Annotated in this window: 13 protein-coding genes; 7 read left to right on the forward strand and 6 right to left on the reverse strand. The window is 44.9% G+C overall.

Annotated features, from left to right (window positions below):
* From nuoF to ndhC, 5 genes are all read right to left on the reverse strand, one after another.
* Positions 1-1,425, reverse strand: coding sequence for an NADH-quinone oxidoreductase subunit NuoF (nuoF, locus tag ACQKCG_RS02250; RefSeq protein WP_201555955.1), 1,425 nt, complete (start codon positions 1,423-1,425; stop codon positions 1-3).
* Positions 1,422-1,931, reverse strand: a complete 510-nt coding sequence (gene nuoE / locus ACQKCG_RS02255) for an NADH-quinone oxidoreductase subunit NuoE (protein ID WP_201555956.1) — start codon at positions 1,929-1,931, stop codon at positions 1,422-1,424. The genes nuoF and nuoE overlap by 4 nt, the downstream gene beginning before the upstream one ends.
* A 167-nt stretch (positions 1,932-2,098) precedes the next feature.
* Entirely contained in the window at positions 2,099-3,874 is a 1,776-nt protein-coding gene (gene nuoC, locus ACQKCG_RS02260; protein WP_057758925.1) for an NADH-quinone oxidoreductase subunit C/D, read from the reverse strand.
* A 152-nt stretch (positions 3,875-4,026) separates the two neighbouring features.
* Positions 4,027-4,695 (reverse strand): NuoB/complex I 20 kDa subunit family protein, encoded by a 669-nt coding sequence (locus ACQKCG_RS02265; RefSeq protein ID WP_101206265.1) that lies wholly within the window; start codon positions 4,693-4,695, stop codon positions 4,027-4,029.
* Between the two features lie 174 nt (positions 4,696-4,869).
* Positions 4,870-5,493: an NADH-quinone oxidoreductase subunit A gene (gene ndhC, locus ACQKCG_RS02270; RefSeq protein WP_102091044.1), complete on the reverse strand. Its 624-nt coding sequence runs from the start codon at positions 5,491-5,493 to the stop codon at positions 4,870-4,872.
* A gap of 827 nt (positions 5,494-6,320) precedes the next feature.
* Between ndhC and ACQKCG_RS02275 the strand changes: the two genes are divergently transcribed.
* The 5 genes from ACQKCG_RS02275 (at position 6,321) to argB (ending at position 13,502) form a co-directional block, all read left to right on the forward strand.
* The gene (locus tag ACQKCG_RS02275; RefSeq protein ID WP_201555957.1) at positions 6,321-8,354 is read left to right on the forward strand and encodes a UvrD-helicase domain-containing protein; all 2,034 of its coding nucleotides are present in this window, start codon (positions 6,321-6,323) and stop codon (positions 8,352-8,354) included.
* Between the two features lie 159 nt (positions 8,355-8,513).
* Positions 8,514-9,917 (forward strand): magnesium transporter, encoded by a 1,404-nt coding sequence (mgtE, locus tag ACQKCG_RS02280; protein ID WP_201555958.1) that lies wholly within the window; start codon positions 8,514-8,516, stop codon positions 9,915-9,917.
* Positions 9,918-10,108: 191 nt separating this feature from the next.
* The gene (gene dut, locus ACQKCG_RS02285) at positions 10,109-10,573 is read left to right on the forward strand and encodes a dUTP diphosphatase (RefSeq protein ID WP_201555960.1); all 465 of its coding nucleotides are present in this window, start codon (positions 10,109-10,111) and stop codon (positions 10,571-10,573) included.
* Positions 10,574-10,710: 137 nt separating this feature from the next.
* The gene (locus ACQKCG_RS02290; protein ID WP_201555962.1) at positions 10,711-12,513 is read left to right on the forward strand and encodes a phosphomannomutase; all 1,803 of its coding nucleotides are present in this window, start codon (positions 10,711-10,713) and stop codon (positions 12,511-12,513) included.
* A gap of 77 nt (positions 12,514-12,590) precedes the next feature.
* Positions 12,591-13,502 carry an acetylglutamate kinase gene (gene argB / locus ACQKCG_RS02295; protein ID WP_057758912.1) on the forward strand — a complete coding sequence of 304 codons (912 nt, stop codon included), beginning with the start codon at positions 12,591-12,593 and terminating at the stop codon, positions 13,500-13,502.
* Positions 13,503-13,615: 113 nt separating this feature from the next.
* On the opposite strand, the gene ACQKCG_RS02300 is transcribed toward argB, so the two are convergent.
* The gene (locus tag ACQKCG_RS02300) at positions 13,616-13,987 is read right to left on the reverse strand and encodes a Spx/MgsR family RNA polymerase-binding regulatory protein (RefSeq protein WP_201555964.1); all 372 of its coding nucleotides are present in this window, start codon (positions 13,985-13,987) and stop codon (positions 13,616-13,618) included.
* A 226-nt stretch (positions 13,988-14,213) separates the two neighbouring features.
* Here ACQKCG_RS02300 and leuS point away from each other — a divergent pair, with 226 nt between their 5' ends.
* Together leuS and ACQKCG_RS02310 are read left to right on the forward strand one after the other, a co-directional pair.
* A complete protein-coding gene (gene leuS / locus ACQKCG_RS02305; protein WP_201555966.1) occupies positions 14,214-16,901 on the forward strand; it encodes a leucine--tRNA ligase in 2,688 nt (895 codons plus the stop codon).
* Between the two features lie 66 nt (positions 16,902-16,967).
* Positions 16,968-17,684: a hypothetical protein gene (locus ACQKCG_RS02310; protein ID WP_227678827.1), complete on the forward strand. Its 717-nt coding sequence runs from the start codon at positions 16,968-16,970 to the stop codon at positions 17,682-17,684.
* Positions 17,685-17,825 lie beyond the last annotated feature (141 nt).

Genomic DNA, 17,825 nt, shown 5'->3' on the forward strand with positions numbered 1-17,825 from the left:
TTATTTCGCTACTGGCTGTTGGTTGGCTGCCGCATCAATAATATCGACACCAACCGCCTGCGCGATTTTTTGATCAAACTCTGGACGGAAATATTTAATCGCACTCATTAGTGGTTCCATCGCACCTGGGGCATGCGCACAGAATGTCTTACCAATCCATAAGTCACGCGTGAGGCCTTCTAGTTTTTCGACATCGCCCACTTGCCCTTCACCATCATTGATGGCAGTAAGCAGTTTGACGCCCCAAGGCAGACCATCACGGCATGGCGTACACCAACCGCAGGATTCGCGTTGAAAGAAAATTTCAAGATTACGCAGTAATGGCACCATGTCTTGTGATTCATCGACAACCATAATCAGACCTGTACCCATACGGCTACCAGCTTCCTGAATGGTATCAAAATCCACCACCACATCTAAATGTTCAGCGGTTAAAAAGTCAGTCGATGCACCGCCCGGTAGCCAAGCCTTCAGCGTTTTACCATCTTTCATACCGCCCGCCAACTCTTCAATGATTTCGCGTGCCGTATAACCAAATGGTAATTCCCATAGGCCTGGATCGTTGACCAATCCTGAGCAACCAAATAGTTTGGTGCCCGGCGTTTTACTTTTGCCTTTGATTTCAGATAATGACTGGTACCACTCAACGCCATGATTCAAAATCGCTGGCATATTACATAGAGTTTCAACGTTGTTAACAACGGTTGGACGACCCCATGCACCAGAGATTTGTGGAAACGGTGGTTTGGTACGTGGGTTGGCACGGCGACCTTCTAGACAGTTAATCAATGCGGTTTCTTCACCGCAGATATAACGCCCAGCGCCCGTATGCACATGTAAGTTAAAACTAAAATCTGAGCCTAAAATATTATCGCCCATTAGGTTATTGGCCAAGCATTCTTCGATAGCAGAGACCAAACGCTGGGCTGCCAAGATGTACTCACCGCGGATAAAGATATAACCGTCAGTGGCGCCAATCGCATGAGCGGTAATGAGCATACCTTCGATCAGCTGAAACGGTAGACGCTCCATGAGCAAACGGTCTTTGAATGTGCCCGGCTCCATTTCATCAGCATTACAGATAAGATAACGCGGTAGACCATCTGGCGGTGACATAAATGACCATTTAAGACCAGCGTTAAAACCTGCACCGCCGCGACCTCTGACATTGGCCGCTTTAATCATATTGCCAACTTCTTTAGGCGATTTAGATAGCGCTTCTCTTAGACCCGTAAAGCCTTTTAGAGACTCATAAGTGGCTAAATCAAGCACGGCGTCATGGTGCGCTAGGCGCCACGTCAACGGCTTGGTTTCGCTAGTGGCTGTCGCTTTATCACCATAGATTGGAACACGCTGTGCATTTAGCTGGCTTGGCGCTTGGCCTTGACCGCGACGAGCAATTTGCTCTGAAATCGTTAAACTCATGCGTATATCTCCAATAGTTGCGCGACCTCAGATGGCTGGACAGGGCCGTAAGTGTCTTCATCAATCAGTACCGCTGGTCCCTTATCACAGTTGCCCAAGCAGCAAATTGGCAATAGCGTAAAACGTCCATCAGCAGTTGTCTGACCATACTCAATACCCAGCTGTGATCTGATCTCAGCTGATAGCGCCTCATAACCTGTCAAATAACAAGCCACGGAGTCACAGATGAGAATCACATGGCGACCGACAGGCTGGCGATATATACGGTTAAAGAAAGTCGCGACCCCATCCATGTCTGACATCGGGATGTCTAGGATGTTGGCAATAGCGTTTGCTTGCGCATCATCGACCCAGCCGTTGCGCTTTTGCACGATTTTTAGTGCATCTAATGAGGCAGCACGCGCCTGTGGGTAATGGTGCATAAACTCATGAATGGCAGCGATTTCCTCAGTGGTGAGGATGCTTTCCACATCTACTTTTGGCATTTTGTCGGAAACAATTTTCATAATCTTCTGTCTTTCCTCACTCATCCTGCTCTATCACAAGCCAATATCAGTCTGCTTAAAACCGTGGTTATATCGACAAGCGACAGCATTTTGGTGTGCCATCAGGCAATAATATATTGATGAACAAATACTTATGAAGCAGCGGTTTAACCTTAAAGATCAAAATCTTAACGATCGCAGTCCGCCATCACAATATCAATCGATGCCAAATACATAATGGCATCAGAAACCAGTGAGCCATTAATGACCGATGGCATCTGCTGTAAATGCGCAAATGTCGGTGTACGAATACGGGTACGATAGCTCATCGTGGCCTTGTCTGAGGTGATGTAATAACTGTTCAGACCTTTAGTCGCCTCGACGATCGTCGTACATTCACCTGCTGGCATCACAGGACCCCAAGATACTGAGATAAAATGATTAATCAATGTCTCAATATCATTCAGCGTACGGTCTTTTGGCGGTGGTACGGCCAATGGATGATCCGCTTTGTAAGGACCTTGTGGCATATTGTCCATACATTGACGAATGATACGTAATGACTGACGCATCTCTTCAACTTTGACCATACAGCGATCATAAGCGTCACCGTTGTAACCAACTGGCACTTCAAAATCGTAATTCTCATAGCCCATGTATGGACGTGCTTTACGTAGATCAAAATCCACGCCTGTCGCGCGCAGACCAGCGCCCGTCACGCCCCAAGCAAGTGCTTGCTTCGCATTATACTGAGCAACCCCTTGGGTACGGCCTTTGAGCACGCTGTTTTGTAATGCCGCTTTGACATATTCGTCCAAGCGTTTTGGCATCCAATCTAAGAACTCGCGAACCAAACGCTGCCAGCCACGTGGCAGATCAGCAGCTGTACCACCGATACGGAACCAAGCGGGATGCATACGATAGCCAGTCACGGCTTCGATAACGTCATAGGCTTTTTGACGATCGGTAAACATATAGAATACAGGGGTCATACCGCCCGCATCCTGAATGAACGTACCGACGAATAGTAAGTTATTGGTAATACGAAAAAACTCGCTCATCATCACGCGAATGGTTTCAGCGCGCGGTGGAATCGTAATCCCTGCAAGCTTTTCAACCGACATGATGTACGGCAGCTCATTCATCACACCGCCAAGATAATCGATACGGTCGGTATAAGGAATAAATGAGTGCCATGTTTGACGCTCAGCCATTTTTTCTGCACCGCGATGGTGATAGCCGATATCAGGAATACAATCGACGACTTCTTCGCCATCGAGCTGTAGCACCAAACGGAACGCACCGTGAGCAGAGGGATGGTTAGGACCGATGTTCAAGAACATAAAGTCTTCATCACGACCTGAACGCTTCATGCCCCACTCTTCTGGGACAAAACGTAGGTTTTCTTGCTCGTATTGTTGCTTGGCGGTATTCAAGAAATACGGGGTAAATTCAGTCGCCCGCGCATGATATTCTTTACGCAGTGGATGACCTTCCCAGTATTTCGGCAATAAAATACGGGTCAAATGCGGATGACCTGTAAAGACAATACCGAACATGTCCCACACTTCACGCTCATACCAGTTGGCGTTTGGCCAAATATTGGTGGCGCTCGGTACATTGACATCGTCTTCGCTTAGCGCGACCTTGATACGTACATCGCTATTGCGCTCAAGCGACATCAAGTGATAAAACACCGTAAAGTCACTGTCAGGTAAACCCGCGCGATGCTGGCGTAAACGCTCATCTATCGCTGATAAGTCAAATAGCATGACATACGGTTTAGGCAGTTTGCGCAAGAATAAGAGAATATCTAATAAATCAGCACGCGCCACCCAAACCGTTGGAATCTCATCCACAGTCTGCTGCACGACAAATTTACCAGCATACTTTTGCTCCAGCTCTGTGATGACTGCTGGGACGGGCTTGATCTTAGGATCTATGTTTTCGACTACCGTGACCATGAATGATGTATTCCTTCATTAATCATAACTGAACTATGTTAGTCATAACCGAACTATGTCAACCATAACTAAGCTATGTTAATCATAACCGAACTATGATAAGCGCATAAAATATTGAAACTGTTGCTATAAGTCTAAATGCTGTTTAAAACTTAAATACTGTCTGGGCTACGCAAGTTTTTGACAGCAATACGATCTGCCTGCTTGCGGTCACGCTCAGGCGTCATTTGCGGCTGATAGATACCCTGCTCATTGACATGGATACCCAGCGGACGACGCTCTTTAGTAATAGATTCTTGTAACAACATCAAACCCTGAATAAGCGCTTCTGGACGCGGCGGACAACCTGGCACATACACATCAACAGGGATAATCTTATCGACACCTTGTACGACAGAATAAATATCATACATGCCGCCCGAATTGGCACAGGCACCCATAGAGATAACCCATTTTGGCTCAAGCATTTGCTCATATAGGCGCTGGATGACAGGAGCCATCTTAACGAAGCAAGTACCAGCGACGATCATGACATCCGCCTGACGAGGCGAAGCACGAATAACCTCTGCCCCAAAACGTGACAAATCATGAACGGCGGTTAAGGTAGTAGCGTATTCAACATAACAGCAAGAGGTACCAAAGTTAAATGGCCAAAGTGAGTTCTTACGCCCCCAGTTTGCTGTTGAATGAACGAGGTCTTCGAGACGACCCATAAAGACGTTTTTATTCACTTCATCTTCGATAGGATCATTGACCGTTTGACTGGTCTGTGCAGGATAGGTATCTGCATCGGGGTTGGCTTTTGTTAATGTGTATTTCATAACATACAACCTTCATATTAGGCTTGGCGTGGCAATCATCTTGCTCACGCTGTCGCCATAATTTTATTATTAATAAGTGGCTAATCATCAGCGATCATTAATACAAACAGAACTGACGCCTTTATGCTTTGCTGCTCGTCTTTGCAAACGCCATAAGCTGAGCATCAACTGCTATTAACGTTCAGTTTTATCCTGCTGAGCAGACGTCGCAAAATCCACAGAAGTAACGTTACCCGTGGTATTAATATGATCGATGTTTTGTAGATGACGACGATTGGTCTCAATATTGTTTGAGACATTGATTTGACCGGATGACTGCGCTGGCACTTTACCTGTCGGATCGACCATTAGCTCATGAGCACCATCAAATTTGGTGATGTCTGCCAAATTAAAGCCTGCAGGCGCCGCATACAAGCGTGCTTTTTTGCGTAGCTTGTCAGCAGGTGCCCAGTTCATCGCACCCAAGCTCAGCTCATAAATCAAACCGATAATCAGAATAGTGATAAACGTGCCAGCGGCGGCAAAGCCAAGCCAGCCTGCCTCGCGTACCGACACAGCATAAGCGTAGAGATATAGCGCCTCTAAATCAAAAATCACAAAGAAGATTGCGACCAAATAAAATTTGGCAGACAAACGAATACGGGCGTTGCCAGATCCGACAACACCCGCTTCAAATACTTCTTCCTTTTGTGAGCCTTGAGAGCGACCGCCAAGTAAGCGCGGTACGACCAGCATAAAGACAACTAGCCCAATGGCGGCTAAGATAAAAGCAATGGCTGACCAATTAAAAGCAGACATGATAATACGTGCTCCTCACCCAATCGAGTGTTAGACACAGCGCAAGCACTGACCCACTCAGGCCATGTTGCGACAGGTATAACGCAGACGAAAACACAAAGTGACTTTATTTAAGTAATTGTCACTGCACTTCAGCAACTGTCACTGTGTTTAAGTAACTGTCATTGAGTCACATGTTAGGTATTTTGCTGGTAACAACCAATTATCAAGCTTATTGACGACGATGTCAGACGTGACCAACTGTAGAGATTCCGGTATGCGCGCGGATAAAGGCTGGTCGCCCAACGCATCTTCTAACAACGTAAGATCAACGTATTAAATCAATATCATATCTGACTGCTTACTTAATTGATTTAATAGCTCATTACACGTGGTCAACAATGACGTGACAACTGGCATAAATTATTTACGTACTATACGCATATCAGTGTCTAAAAGCTAGTTTTTAACTGTATTGAACGGTCACTTTCTGTGTAAAAAAAATGTGTTTTTTTTACTATGAATTATGATATAGACCTTACCTTATATTAACCCCAAATCCGTACTTTTGGCTATGAGCAAACACTGCCACGACGTTTAGCAAAAATCAAGTGTCCGAATACCCCACTTTCATCATCCAAGTCCTCCCCCAAAGTGAGCATTTTTGCTTTATAATGACCCACCAGATTTTTATGATATGCCATCATCAAACCTTAAATTCTATTATTCTTATAATAAAGATTATTAAAATATCGCAACGATACGAATTTTGATGATGCGCGCTGCGTTTAACTATCTTTGTCATATCAGCGCTACCCTCTTTTTGCTTTTGTCTTACAGGTCACGTTATGAGTCAACTCAATCCCAAACAACAAGAAGCCATGCTCTACGTATCTGGTCCACTACTTGTACTTGCAGGTGCTGGCTCCGGCAAGACCTCTGTGATTACGCGTAAGATTGCTTACCTAATCCAAGAATGCGACATGCCAGCTGAGCGTATCACCGCCGTAACCTTTACCAATAAAGCGGCACGTGAGATGAAAGCGCGGGTAAGCAAACTGCTACCAAGCGAAAAAATGCGCGGGCTAACGGTGTCGACTTTTCACCAATTTGGTCTACAGTTTTTGCGCTATGAGCTGATTCATACGCCGCTAAAAGGCAACTTTTCCATCATGGACAGCGACGACAGTAAGCGATTGCTGATGGAGCTGATGATGCGCGACAACTTGAGTGGCGCTGAAAGCCGTGAGTTGGTCGGTAAAGCCATCAAAATGATTTCTGATTGGAAAAATGACTTGGTCGAGCCTGATAAGGCGATGGAAACGCTAGACGATCCAGAAGACATGATTTTTGCCACGCTATATGCGCTTTATGAGCGTAACTTGCGTGCTTATAATGCCGTCGATTTTGATGACTTGATTGTCTTGCCAACCAAGATATTGCGTGAAAACAGAGAACTGCGAGACAAATGGCAAAACCGTATTCGTTATCTATTGGTCGATGAGTATCAAGATACCAATACCGCCCAGTATGAAATGATTAAATACTTGGTCGGTCCGCAAGGTCGCTTCACCGTGGTAGGTGATGATGACCAATCTATCTATGCGTGGCGCGGGGCGAAGCCTGAAAACATGGCCCTGCTAAAAGAAGATTTTCCAAAACTAAAAATCGTTATGCTTGAGCAAAACTATCGCTCAACCACGCGTATTTTGACCTCGGCCAACGCCGTCATTCTAAATAACGAGCATTTATTCGAGAAAAAACTATGGTCAGATAAAGGTCAAGGCGAAAAAATCCGCATCATTAACTGCCGTAATGACGATGATGAATCGGAGCGCGTGGCCAAAGAAATCGTCACTCATAAGCTGCGTTTTGGCAATGAGTGGGAACAGTATGCGGTGCTGTACCGCAGTAACTTTCAGGCACGTATGCTAGAGGCACAACTGCGCCAGTTGCAAGTGCCTTATAAATTATCAGGCGGTCAGTCGTTCTTTGCGCGTAGTGAAATCAAAGACATCATGGGGTATCTGCGCCTGATTTTGAACCCTGAAGATGACAGCGCGTTTTTGCGTATTATCAATACACCCAAGCGCGGTATGGGACCTGCCACGCTAGAAAAACTTGGTTTGTTTGCGCAAGAGCACAGCATATCGCTATTGGCTTCTTGTACCCACGCTGGTCTGACTCATGTATTGCCGTCAAAGGCTTATGGTACGATAAAAGAGTTTGGCGAGTTCATTGAGCACTATACGCGCGAGCTGGATCAACACCCTGATCCTGTACCTATCGTACGTCAAATGATCGATGAGACAGGTTATATTGACTTTGTGCGCAGTGATGCCAAAACACCGCAGCAAGAAAAAAATCGTATTGATAATATTGATATGCTTTATACCAGTATTCAATCGTTGATTAATCGCGCCGAAGAAGACGAGGATCGGACGATTGATACCATCATTCGTAAGCTGGTTTTGCTTGATATGCTCGAGCAACAGCAAGAAGAAGAGAATACCAACAAGGTCAACTTAATGACTTTGCATGCGGCAAAAGGCTTGGAGTTTGATTTCGTTTATATCATGGGACTTGAGGAAGAGATGCTACCGCACCGCAACTCTATTCTCAGCGAAACCGTAGAAGAAGAACGACGATTGATGTACGTAGGTATTACTCGCGCTCGTCGTGAACTGACATTGACGCTAGCCACACAACGCCGTGCAGGCGGTCAGATGCGCGTTACGTCAGAGTCACGGTTTTTAGATGAGCTGCCCGAGGATCATATAGACTGGCCTGCCAAAGCGAAAAAGAAAAAAGCGACCAAAGATCCAGAAGCCGTCGCTGATGAATATCTGGCCAATATTCGAGCGTTACTGGGCAAGCGTTAATCTTAATTTAAACACTTAACCACCTAAGTAAAACGCTTGCGAGAACACGCTTTAGACTGTGCAAAAAACGATTGTTATAATCGTCATTGTTATTGTTATTGTTCTTGTTCTTGTTCTTTATATACTATAAAAAATTGACTGTAAAAACTTGGAACACTTATGCCTACCCCGACGCCCAATCAGGAACGAACTGCCATGCTGTCAGGAGACTATAATTCGGCTGAATATAGTGCCGAATATAAGCTTCTGTATCTGCAGGGGTTGGTTGCTGATAAAGCATACGAGGCCATTACCGAGTTCTTAGAAAAGCAGTCCGAATACGAGATTGCCAACTTACTAGAGTCCTTCCCAACTCAAAACCGTCTGTTGATTTGGGCGCAGGTGCCAGAGCACATCAAAGGTGAAGTGCTTGCCGAGCTAGATGTCGATACGCGCCAGCCGTTGATGGAGAATATTTCTTCTCAAGAAATCTCCTTGTTTACCCAAGACCTCGATGCGCAAGATATCTCTGAGATTTTGGATACTGTCACTGAGAGCGTACGTACCTCGGTTATGGCAACGCTGGACGAAGAGACGCGGGTTCAAGTCAATAAGCTTGATACCTATGCTGACTGGGAAGTGGGTAGCTATATGGATCCCGATATTATCCAGATAAGGGATGATATCTATTTGGCTGATGTGCAAGAGTGGCTGCGTGAAAACGATGACCTGCTCGATGACGAGAGCCAAGAGCTACTCGTTGTCGATCAAAGCCAGCAATTACTGGGACTACTGAGTCTAGTAGATTTAATCAAGCATAAACAGAATACATTAGTCTCGGATCTGATTGACACTGCCATTACAATTAATGATCGCTTGGATATTCAAGATGCAGCCGCGATTTTTCGTTCAGAAGACATCCGTTTTGCCCCTGTCATCAATAGCCATGGCGAGCTAGTTGGTCAACTAAACGGTGAAGACATCATGGAAATCATCCAAGATGATGTCGACAGCACCATGAAAAACCTCGCTGGTGTTAGCCAAGATGAAGAGCTGTTTGCTCCTATCCTAACCAGTGCCAAAAGCCGTAGCGTTTGGCTAGGTATCAATTTATGTACCGCCCTATTGGCCGCAGCTGTGATTGGACAGTTTGAAGAAGTATTGGCACAAGTCGTGGCGCTAGCGATATTGATGCCAGTAGTCGCCAGTATGGGCGGTATTGCTGGCTCGCAGACGCTAACGGTCGTTATCCGCGGGATGGCGATGGGTCAAATCGGTGGTTCCAACCGTGTCTGGCTGTTAAATAAAGAGCTGTGGGTGGGTGCGATAAACGGTATCATCTGGGCGATAATTATGGCGTTTATTGCTCAGTTATGGTTTCATGATATTAAGATCAGTGCCGTCATCGGTTTTGCCATTGCAATCAACATGACTGCAGCTAATGTCTCGGGTATCAGCATACCGCTGATGCTAAAACGGATGAATATCGACCCTGCTCTATCTGCTTCGGTTATCTTAACGACTGTCACGGATATCGTCGGCTTTATGTCCTTTTTAGGATTGGCCAGCGTGTTGATACTATAGCTGATTGCTAAATTGCTGAATTGCTGAATTGCTGAATTGCTGAATTGCTGAATTGCTGAATTGCTGAATAATTAAAATATAGAATTGTTATTTATATAAAAATGTCGAATAAGATTTATTTAAAACCATAGTTCAAAGTCCTAGTTTGAAATCATAATTTAAAAACCATCAAATCGTTAAGTGAGTGCGTTATGCAAGCTGTACAAGTTAAAGTGGTAAACCCTAAAATTACTGAAGATAAAGCGTTTTCTCTACCAACTCGTGCCACCGATGGTAGTGCAGGTATTGATTTGCGTGCTTGCATCGATGAGCCATTGACGATTAAAGCAGGTGAAACCCATTTAATTGGCACAGGCCTTGCGGTTTATATTCAAGATCCTAATTATGCAGGTATGATTTTACCGCGTTCAGGTCTTGGTCATAAGCACGGTATCGTCTTGGGTAACTTGGTTGGGCTAATCGATGCTGACTATCAAGGCGAGCTGATGGTTAGTATTTGGAACCGCAGTGGGGATGATTTTATTCTTAATCCAGCTGAACGTATGGCACAGTACATCGTAGTACCTGTTGCCCGTCCTGAGTTTGAAGTGGTTGCAGAATTCAGTGATGAAAGCGTACGCGGTGCAGGCGGGTTTGGACACTCAGGTCGTCAGTAGTAGCTATTTTGTTGGTCAATTTTTCTGACAACTTTTTAGATAGCGTCTAGGATTTTGCTTAAGCTATATATAAAACCTTGCGCTATTCATTTTTATTTATCATTGAACATCTATCACGGTTATAAGGAGAGTAAGCAATGCCACCTTTTGCGGCGCAGCAATCCTTATTCCGTGCTTATGATATTCGTGGTGCCAACCAGTATTTCACTAGTAGTTTTATACAAGCGTTAGGCCATGCTTTTGCTACTCTCTATAATACGCAAGATAGCCAACCGTCTCGAAATATCAGTACTAACGCCTCTGTTGAGACTAAGCAGAATGTTGTCGTTATTGGTTATGATATGCGTATTGGTAGTGAAGCCATTGCACATACACTCTCTACTGTATTAGCTCAGCAGGGTTTACGCGTAATCCAATTAGGTCTGGTTACCACGCCGATGATGGCGTTTTGGGCAGCGCAATATCAAGGTCATGGCATAGTTGCAACAGCGAGCCATTCTGCTAAAGACATACTAGGCATTAAATGGTTAGTAAATAACAAGTCCCCTAGTAGCTCAGAGATACAGACGCTCTATCATCAGCTAACCGATCATCATAGTTGTCACGCTTATCCCGATAGCCAAGCTAAAAATCCTATCTTGCATTCAGAAAATATTGAAAGCATTGATAATAACCATGACTCAAAATTACCAAGCGACTTGCTTGAGCAACTACCTGCTTATCAAGTAGCAAACGTTTATATCGATGCTATTGCGCAGGTATTTGAACAATTATTTCAGCATAATCACTCGGCAACTGCAGACAATCAGAAAAGCGCTTATAAACTTGATTTGGTCATAGTTGTTGACTGTATGCATGGCGCAACTGGGAGCATTGCTCAACGCCTGTTTGAACGTTTTTGCCAGCATGTTATTTTTCTCAATGACACACCTGATGGCAACTTTCCCCTTGGTAATCCAGACCCTACCGAACCAAATCGTCTAAACGAATTGCAACGAGCCGTTATTTCGAATGCAGCAGATATAGGCTTGGCGTTTGATGGCGATGGCGATCGTTTGATGATCGTTGATAATAACGGCAAAATAGTTACGCCCGATCATTTGCTCTATCTATTGGCTCGTATTGCTATTACTGAGCACCCTAACTCTCTTAGCGGTTATTTATTAGCATCTGAAGTTCTTTTCGATATTAAATGCGCCCATCATTTGCCAAGACTATTATCTGAGCTTGGTACTACACCTGTGATTAGCAAGACTGGCAGCAGCTTTATGCGCCAACAGGTACAACATCCTGACAATCAGATTGTCTTCGCTGGTGAATTATCAGGGCATTTCATCTTTAATGACAGCCGCTTTATTCCTTATGACGATGCGATGTATGCTGCATTACGGTTGCTGCATTGGCTTGACCAAGTTCATGATGATACTAATGATAAAAAACCGCTAGCAGATATCATCCAAAGCTTACCCACTATAGTCAGTACTGCTGACCATTACTTGCCAATGCCGCAGACCGCTACTACCGACTGCTCACTTGTAGAGCAATTAACGAGATTTTGTCATTACTTGCAGTATCTAGTAGATATGTCTACTCATACTGATTCTTCATCTAATCAGCAGTTAAAAGATACTTGCCTGCCCGCCACAACATGCAAGTCATCAGCGTGTACTTGCGCTACTGCGAAGGCGCAAATAGCATTAAAACAGACGCATGAATTATTACCTGTAGGAACCAAGCTGAGCTGTATCGATGGTGTGCGTTTAGATTTTGCGCATGGCTTTGGCGTACTGCGTCAATCAAATACCAGCAATAGCCTGACCGCGCGCTTTGCGGGTAACAGTATAGATGACCTAAAAGATATTCAGGCGACATTTGCCGCTTTATGTCGACCATTTAACGCATCGCTAGCTGAACAGATTCTTGCTATTCCTGCGGAGTAGCCTCATAAAACATATAGCTGTCTCATTAGACATAATAGAAAAACAACCAATTTAAAACCGGCCCTTAGGAGTTTGTAATGACGCTTAATTTAGATGATGCCAAAAACACCGCTGAAGTATTGACCACTGCTCTGCCCTATATCCAGCGTTTTGTTGATAAGCTCATCGTCGTAAAATACGGCGGCAACGCCATGACCGACCCTGAGCTTGAGAGCTCGTTTGCTCGTGATATTGTTTTGCTAAAAACCGTCGGTATGCATCCAGTAGTCGTACATGGTGGCGGCCCGCAAGTTGACAACCTCCTAAAAGAGCTCGGACGTCAATCAGACCGTATCGATGGGATGCGCGTCACTGACAAAAGCACCATGGATATCGTAGAAATGGTCTTGGGCGGTAGCGTCAACAAATCGATTGTTAGCCTGATTAATAAACATGGCGGTCGCGCGATTGGTCTTACAGGTAAAGACGCCAACTTGATTCAAGCCAAAAAACTGATGATGGAAAAAATTGGCGCAGACGGTATCGCTGTACCAGTTGATTTAGGATTCGTCGGTGATGTGGTCAGCGTCAATAAAGATGTGATTAACATGTTGATTGCCTCAGATTTTATCCCTGTAATCGCGCCACTTGGCGTTGACGCTGAAGGTAACACCTATAATATCAATGCGGACTTGGTCGCGGGTAAAGTAGCGGAGTTTTTACAAGCAGAAAAGCTAATGCTATTAACTAATATCAAAGGCGTACTGGGCCGTGATGGCGAAGTGGTAACTGGACTCACGCCAAAGAAAGTCGATAGCTTAATCGAAGATGGCACTATCTCAGGCGGTATGATTCCTAAAATTCAATGTGCGCTGGATGCGGTACGTAGCGGCGTCAAAAGTGCGGTAATCGTTGATGGCCGTGTCCCTCATGCGACCTTACTTGAGATTTTCACCAACGAAGGGGTTGGTACGCTCATCAGTCGAGAAATAGACTCATCATTGAGCTAGCAAAATCTAGCAATACTAAATGTAGAAAAGCCCGAGTGAATACAAACGCTTGGGCTTTCTTATGCATTTTTATACTTAACAAATAAGCCTAGCTTAATTTTTATGGATTAAACTTACGAAAAAACTTTATCAAACTCAGATTCATCGAAGCCGCATAGTAATACTGCTTGATCTTTATCTGCCAACTGACCTTCTACAATCGGACGTTTGATCATGCTGGTATTTTCCACGAGTAAATCTATCGCGTTGTCTACATTAGCGTCAGCCGCTTGCTTTTGACTGTCGTCTAGCTTGCGCCATGTCGTACCACGCTTATTAAGCATTTTTTCGATACCTAGTTCATTTACCCAGCGCTGTACTGTATCTTTATCAATACCTTGTTTTTTATAATCGTGAAAATCATAGCTGACATCTAGATCGTTTAGCTTAGTGAACGCTTTTTTCATCGTGCTACAAGACTTGATACCGTAAATGGTGATGGTCATAGTGATTCCTCATAAATATTCATTAACTTGTCTATTATACCTAAGGCTGACTGGATATAGAGAATGCTTTACTTTTAATCGTCAAACCTAGTAAGCAACTGCATCATATCGTCGCAATTTTCGCCAAATTACGCTATGCTATGGCATTGTCAAATTCCATCTATTTTGATCAGTATTAAACAAATTCATATTAAACAAATCAGTATCAACCAATTTCGAGCCGACTATGAGCAACGCCGTGACAGCAGACCAAGCAGAAAACAACTATTATAACCCACAAGCGATAGAAGCCGCGCAGCAGACCAAATGGGCCACTGACAAGCGCTTTGAAGTAAGCAATGAGCCAAGTGACAAGCCAAGCCGTTACATGCTGTCGATGTTCCCTTATCCGAGTGGTAAGCTGCATATGGGCCACGTCCGTAACTATACGATTTCTGACGTATTAAGCCGTTATTATCGCCTAAAAGGCTATGAAGTCATGCAGCCAATGGGCTGGGATGGTTTTGGCTTGCCAGCAGAAAACGCAGCGATTGCTAACCAAACGCCACCTGCTGCATGGACATTTGCCAATATTGACAGCATGCGTGCACAGCTTAAATTACTAGGCCTATCTATTGACTGGTCACGTGAATTTGCCACTTGTAGCCCTGAGTATTATCAGTGGGAGCAGTGGTTATTCTTGCAATTGTACAAAAAAGGCCTAGTCTACAAAAAGCTGTCGACGGTCAACTGGGATCCTGTTGATAACACCGTCTTAGCAAACGAGCAAGTCATCGATGGCAAAGGCTGGCGTAGTGGTGCTGCGGTCGAAAAACGCGACATCCCAATGTACTACTTCAACATCACTGACTATGCCGATGAGTTATTGGATGATTTGGATCAGCTAGAAGGTCACTGGCCCTCTGAAGTACTAACCATGCAGCGCAACTGGATTGGTCGTAGTGCTGGTATGGAAGTCCACTTCCCTTATGAGCTTGCTGGTGAAGCAAACACCTTAGATGTGTTCACCACTCGTCCTGATACCTTGATGGGTGTGACTTACGTTGCTGTAGCCGCAGAGCATCCACTTGCACAGTATGCCTCTGAGAATGATGACGCAATCGCTCAATTCTGTGCCCTTTGCAAAAAAGGCTCAGTAGCTGAAGCTGATCTAGCCAAAGCTGAAAAAATCGGTATGGATACAGGTCTCACTGTGACGCATCCTTTGACTGGTGAAGAAGTGCCAGTGTGGGTTGCTAACTATGTGCTAATGAGCTACGGCTCAGGCGCGGTCATGGCAGTACCTGCTCACGATGAGCGCGATTGTGAGTTTGCCAATAAATACGACCTACCAATCAAACAGGTCATCAATGTGCCTGACGGTTATTTTGATGAGCTAAAAGCAGATGCTAAAGCGAACGATAGTGAAGTCAATCTTGCTTATACTGAGCGCAACACTTTGGTTAATTCAGGTGAGTTTGACGGTCTAGATTTCGAGCAAGCATTTGAAGCAATGCTAGCCAAGCTTGAGCCAAAAGAGCTGGCTAAGAAAAAGATCCAGTATCGCCTACGTGATTGGGGTGTATCTCGCCAGCGTTATTGGGGTTGCCCTATCCCAATGATCAACTGTGAGCATTGTGGTACGGTGCCTGTTGAAGAGCAAGACCTACCAGTTGTGTTGCCAACCGACGTCGTACCTGATGGTCGAGGTAACCCACTTAAAAATATACCAGAATTTGTCAATACCACTTGTCCTAAATGTGGCAACCCTGCTGAGCGTGAGACCGATACCTTTGACACATTCGTAGAGTCAAGCTGGTACTATGCACGCTTTGCTAGCCCAAATGATGCGCAAAACATGGTCAATAAGTCTGCTGCCAATAAATGGTTGCCAGTCGATCAATACGTGGGCGGTGTCGAGCATGCGGTGATGCATCTATTGTATGCGCGTTTCTTCCACAAGCTGATGCGCGACGAAAACTTAGTCACAGGTGATGAGCCATTTGCCAATCTAATGACCCAAGGCATGGTGCTTGCTGGTACGTTCTACCGCGTTAATGCGGATGGCAGTACGACTTACTATTTTGCAGAAGATATCGATATTGACTTTAACGAACGCGGTCAACCCATTAAAGCTATCTTGAAGTCAGATGGTCAGCCAGTGACGATTGGTAAGATCGAAAAAATGTCTAAATCAAAGAACAATGGCGTAGACCCGCAGCTAACCATTGATAAATATGGTGCTGATACGGTTCGTCTATATACGCTATTTACTGCGCCTGCGGATCAAACGCTTGAATGGTCAGACGACGCGCTAAAAGGCCCTTATAACTTTGTGAAAAAAGTATGGCGCATTGCTACCGACCATATGCAAGCGCTAACGGCCGCCAATATCAGCATTGATACGCTTAACAGTGCTACATTGAACACAGACGGTTTAAGCAAAGAAGCCAAAAACTTACGCCGTAAAACGCACGAAACGATTGCTAAGATTGACAGTGATTTGGGTGATCGTTTGGCACTGAACACACCTGTATCAAGCCTGATGGAACTTGCTAACGAGCTGACTGGCTTTAACGCAAGTAATGAGCAAGAGCTACACGTCAAACACGAAGCATTGACCAATCTGTTGATTATGTTGTCTGTATATGCGCCGCACGTTGGTGAACATCTGCTTGAGCAACTGGGTCTTGACACCTTGACCCTAGACTACCCAACCGTTGATGAAAGTGCGTTGGTACAGGACATGATCACGATGGTGGTACAGGTCAATGGTAAGATGCGTGGTAAGATGGATGTGGCACCAAACAGCGATCCTGAGCAGCTAAAAGAGCAAGCTCGCACCATGGAAAGCGTGGCAAAATTCATCACGGGTGAAATCAAAAAAGAAATCGTCGTTCCTAACAAATTGGTTAACATCGTGGTTGTAGGCTGAGGTATCTTGAGCTAAGTATTTTAGGCTTAGTGCTCTAAGCCTTCTTATCATATGAGGATAGCGTTTATGTCATACAAGCATCGAGCTGAGCAGGCGCAACCAGAATCAAGCGCATACAGCCTAGCTAATAAAAAGTCCCAGGGCCAAAAGCTCGGAGCAGTCTTACTTGCTACGCTGCCAATGTTCGCCGTGGTAGGTGCAGCCGCTGCTCTTAGCGGCTGCGGCTTCCAGCTGCGTGGCTACGACTCAGCGATGCTGCTTGACGTCGAAAAAACAGCGGTCATTATCGAAGATAATCGCACCTCATTCCCGCTGAAACTACCATTGACGCGTCGCCTAAAGACATTAGGTGTCGATGTTATTGGTAATATGAGCTCGGAAGAAGTTGCTCGTAATAACCAACAAGCAGGGGCTGAGACTATTGCCGCTATCGATATCCGTAATGTACGTTTTAAGCGTTACGAATTGGTTGGCGTATTAACAGAGATTCGCTTGGTACTATCAGCAGATGTCAGCTATCAAACGATGGAAAATGGTAAGCCTGTAACCCTAAGCAACCCCATTCAAGTCGAGCGAAGCTATCAGTACAACGAAGCATCTGTTAGTACTGACGATCAGCAAGGCGATCAGACTCGTGATTGGCTCTATGATACTTTAGCCCGCCGTATCACTGACCAGTATGTTGCTATCTCGCTTCCAAAAGTTGCACCTGCTGCCAAACAATCTCTGCAAATGAATAAAGGCGTGACACCAACCGTTGTCGTCGTACCACAACCGGAATAGTTAGTCGTTCTGATTATCAAACGATACCATTTCTAGAAATATGAGTAGAAAACTAAGCGAGTGTAAGTACTACCTTGAGTAGACTGGGCTAGCTTGATACTACTAATCATATTTTTGGAATTGGTATTACCTGCTCATCAA

Origin of the sequence: Psychrobacter sp. NPDC078929, from assembly GCF_050267985.1 — a bacterium.
Classification (GTDB): Bacteria; Pseudomonadota; Gammaproteobacteria; order Pseudomonadales; family Moraxellaceae; genus Psychrobacter.

What these genes read in the sequence shown, in the direction of transcription:
- ACQKCG_RS02300 (WP_201555964.1), bottom strand. Translation starts at nt 13,987, where the DNA reads ATGACCATCACCATTTACGGTATCAAGTCTTGTAGCACGATGAAAAAA.
- ACQKCG_RS02275 (WP_201555957.1), top strand. Translation starts at nt 6,321, where the DNA reads ATGAGTCAACTCAATCCCAAACAACAAGAAGCCATGCTCTACGTATCT.
- dut (WP_201555960.1), top strand. Translation starts at nt 10,109, where the DNA reads ATGCAAGCTGTACAAGTTAAAGTGGTAAACCCTAAAATTACTGAAGAT.
- ACQKCG_RS02310 (WP_227678827.1), top strand. Translation starts at nt 16,968, where the DNA reads ATGTCATACAAGCATCGAGCTGAGCAGGCGCAACCAGAATCAAGCGCA.
- nuoF (WP_201555955.1), bottom strand. Translation starts at nt 1,425, where the DNA reads ATGAGTTTAACGATTTCAGAGCAAATTGCTCGTCGCGGTCAAGGCCAA.
- leuS (WP_201555966.1), top strand. Translation starts at nt 14,214, where the DNA reads ATGAGCAACGCCGTGACAGCAGACCAAGCAGAAAACAACTATTATAAC.
- argB (WP_057758912.1), top strand. Translation starts at nt 12,591, where the DNA reads ATGACGCTTAATTTAGATGATGCCAAAAACACCGCTGAAGTATTGACC.
- mgtE (WP_201555958.1), top strand. Translation starts at nt 8,514, where the DNA reads ATGCCTACCCCGACGCCCAATCAGGAACGAACTGCCATGCTGTCAGGA.
- ACQKCG_RS02265 (WP_101206265.1), bottom strand. Translation starts at nt 4,695, where the DNA reads ATGAAATACACATTAACAAAAGCCAACCCCGATGCAGATACCTATCCT.
- ACQKCG_RS02290 (WP_201555962.1), top strand. Translation starts at nt 10,711, where the DNA reads ATGCCACCTTTTGCGGCGCAGCAATCCTTATTCCGTGCTTATGATATT.
- nuoC (WP_057758925.1), bottom strand. Translation starts at nt 3,874, where the DNA reads ATGGTCACGGTAGTCGAAAACATAGATCCTAAGATCAAGCCCGTCCCA.
- nuoE (WP_201555956.1), bottom strand. Translation starts at nt 1,931, where the DNA reads ATGAAAATTGTTTCCGACAAAATGCCAAAAGTAGATGTGGAAAGCATC.
- ndhC (WP_102091044.1), bottom strand. Translation starts at nt 5,493, where the DNA reads ATGTCTGCTTTTAATTGGTCAGCCATTGCTTTTATCTTAGCCGCCATT.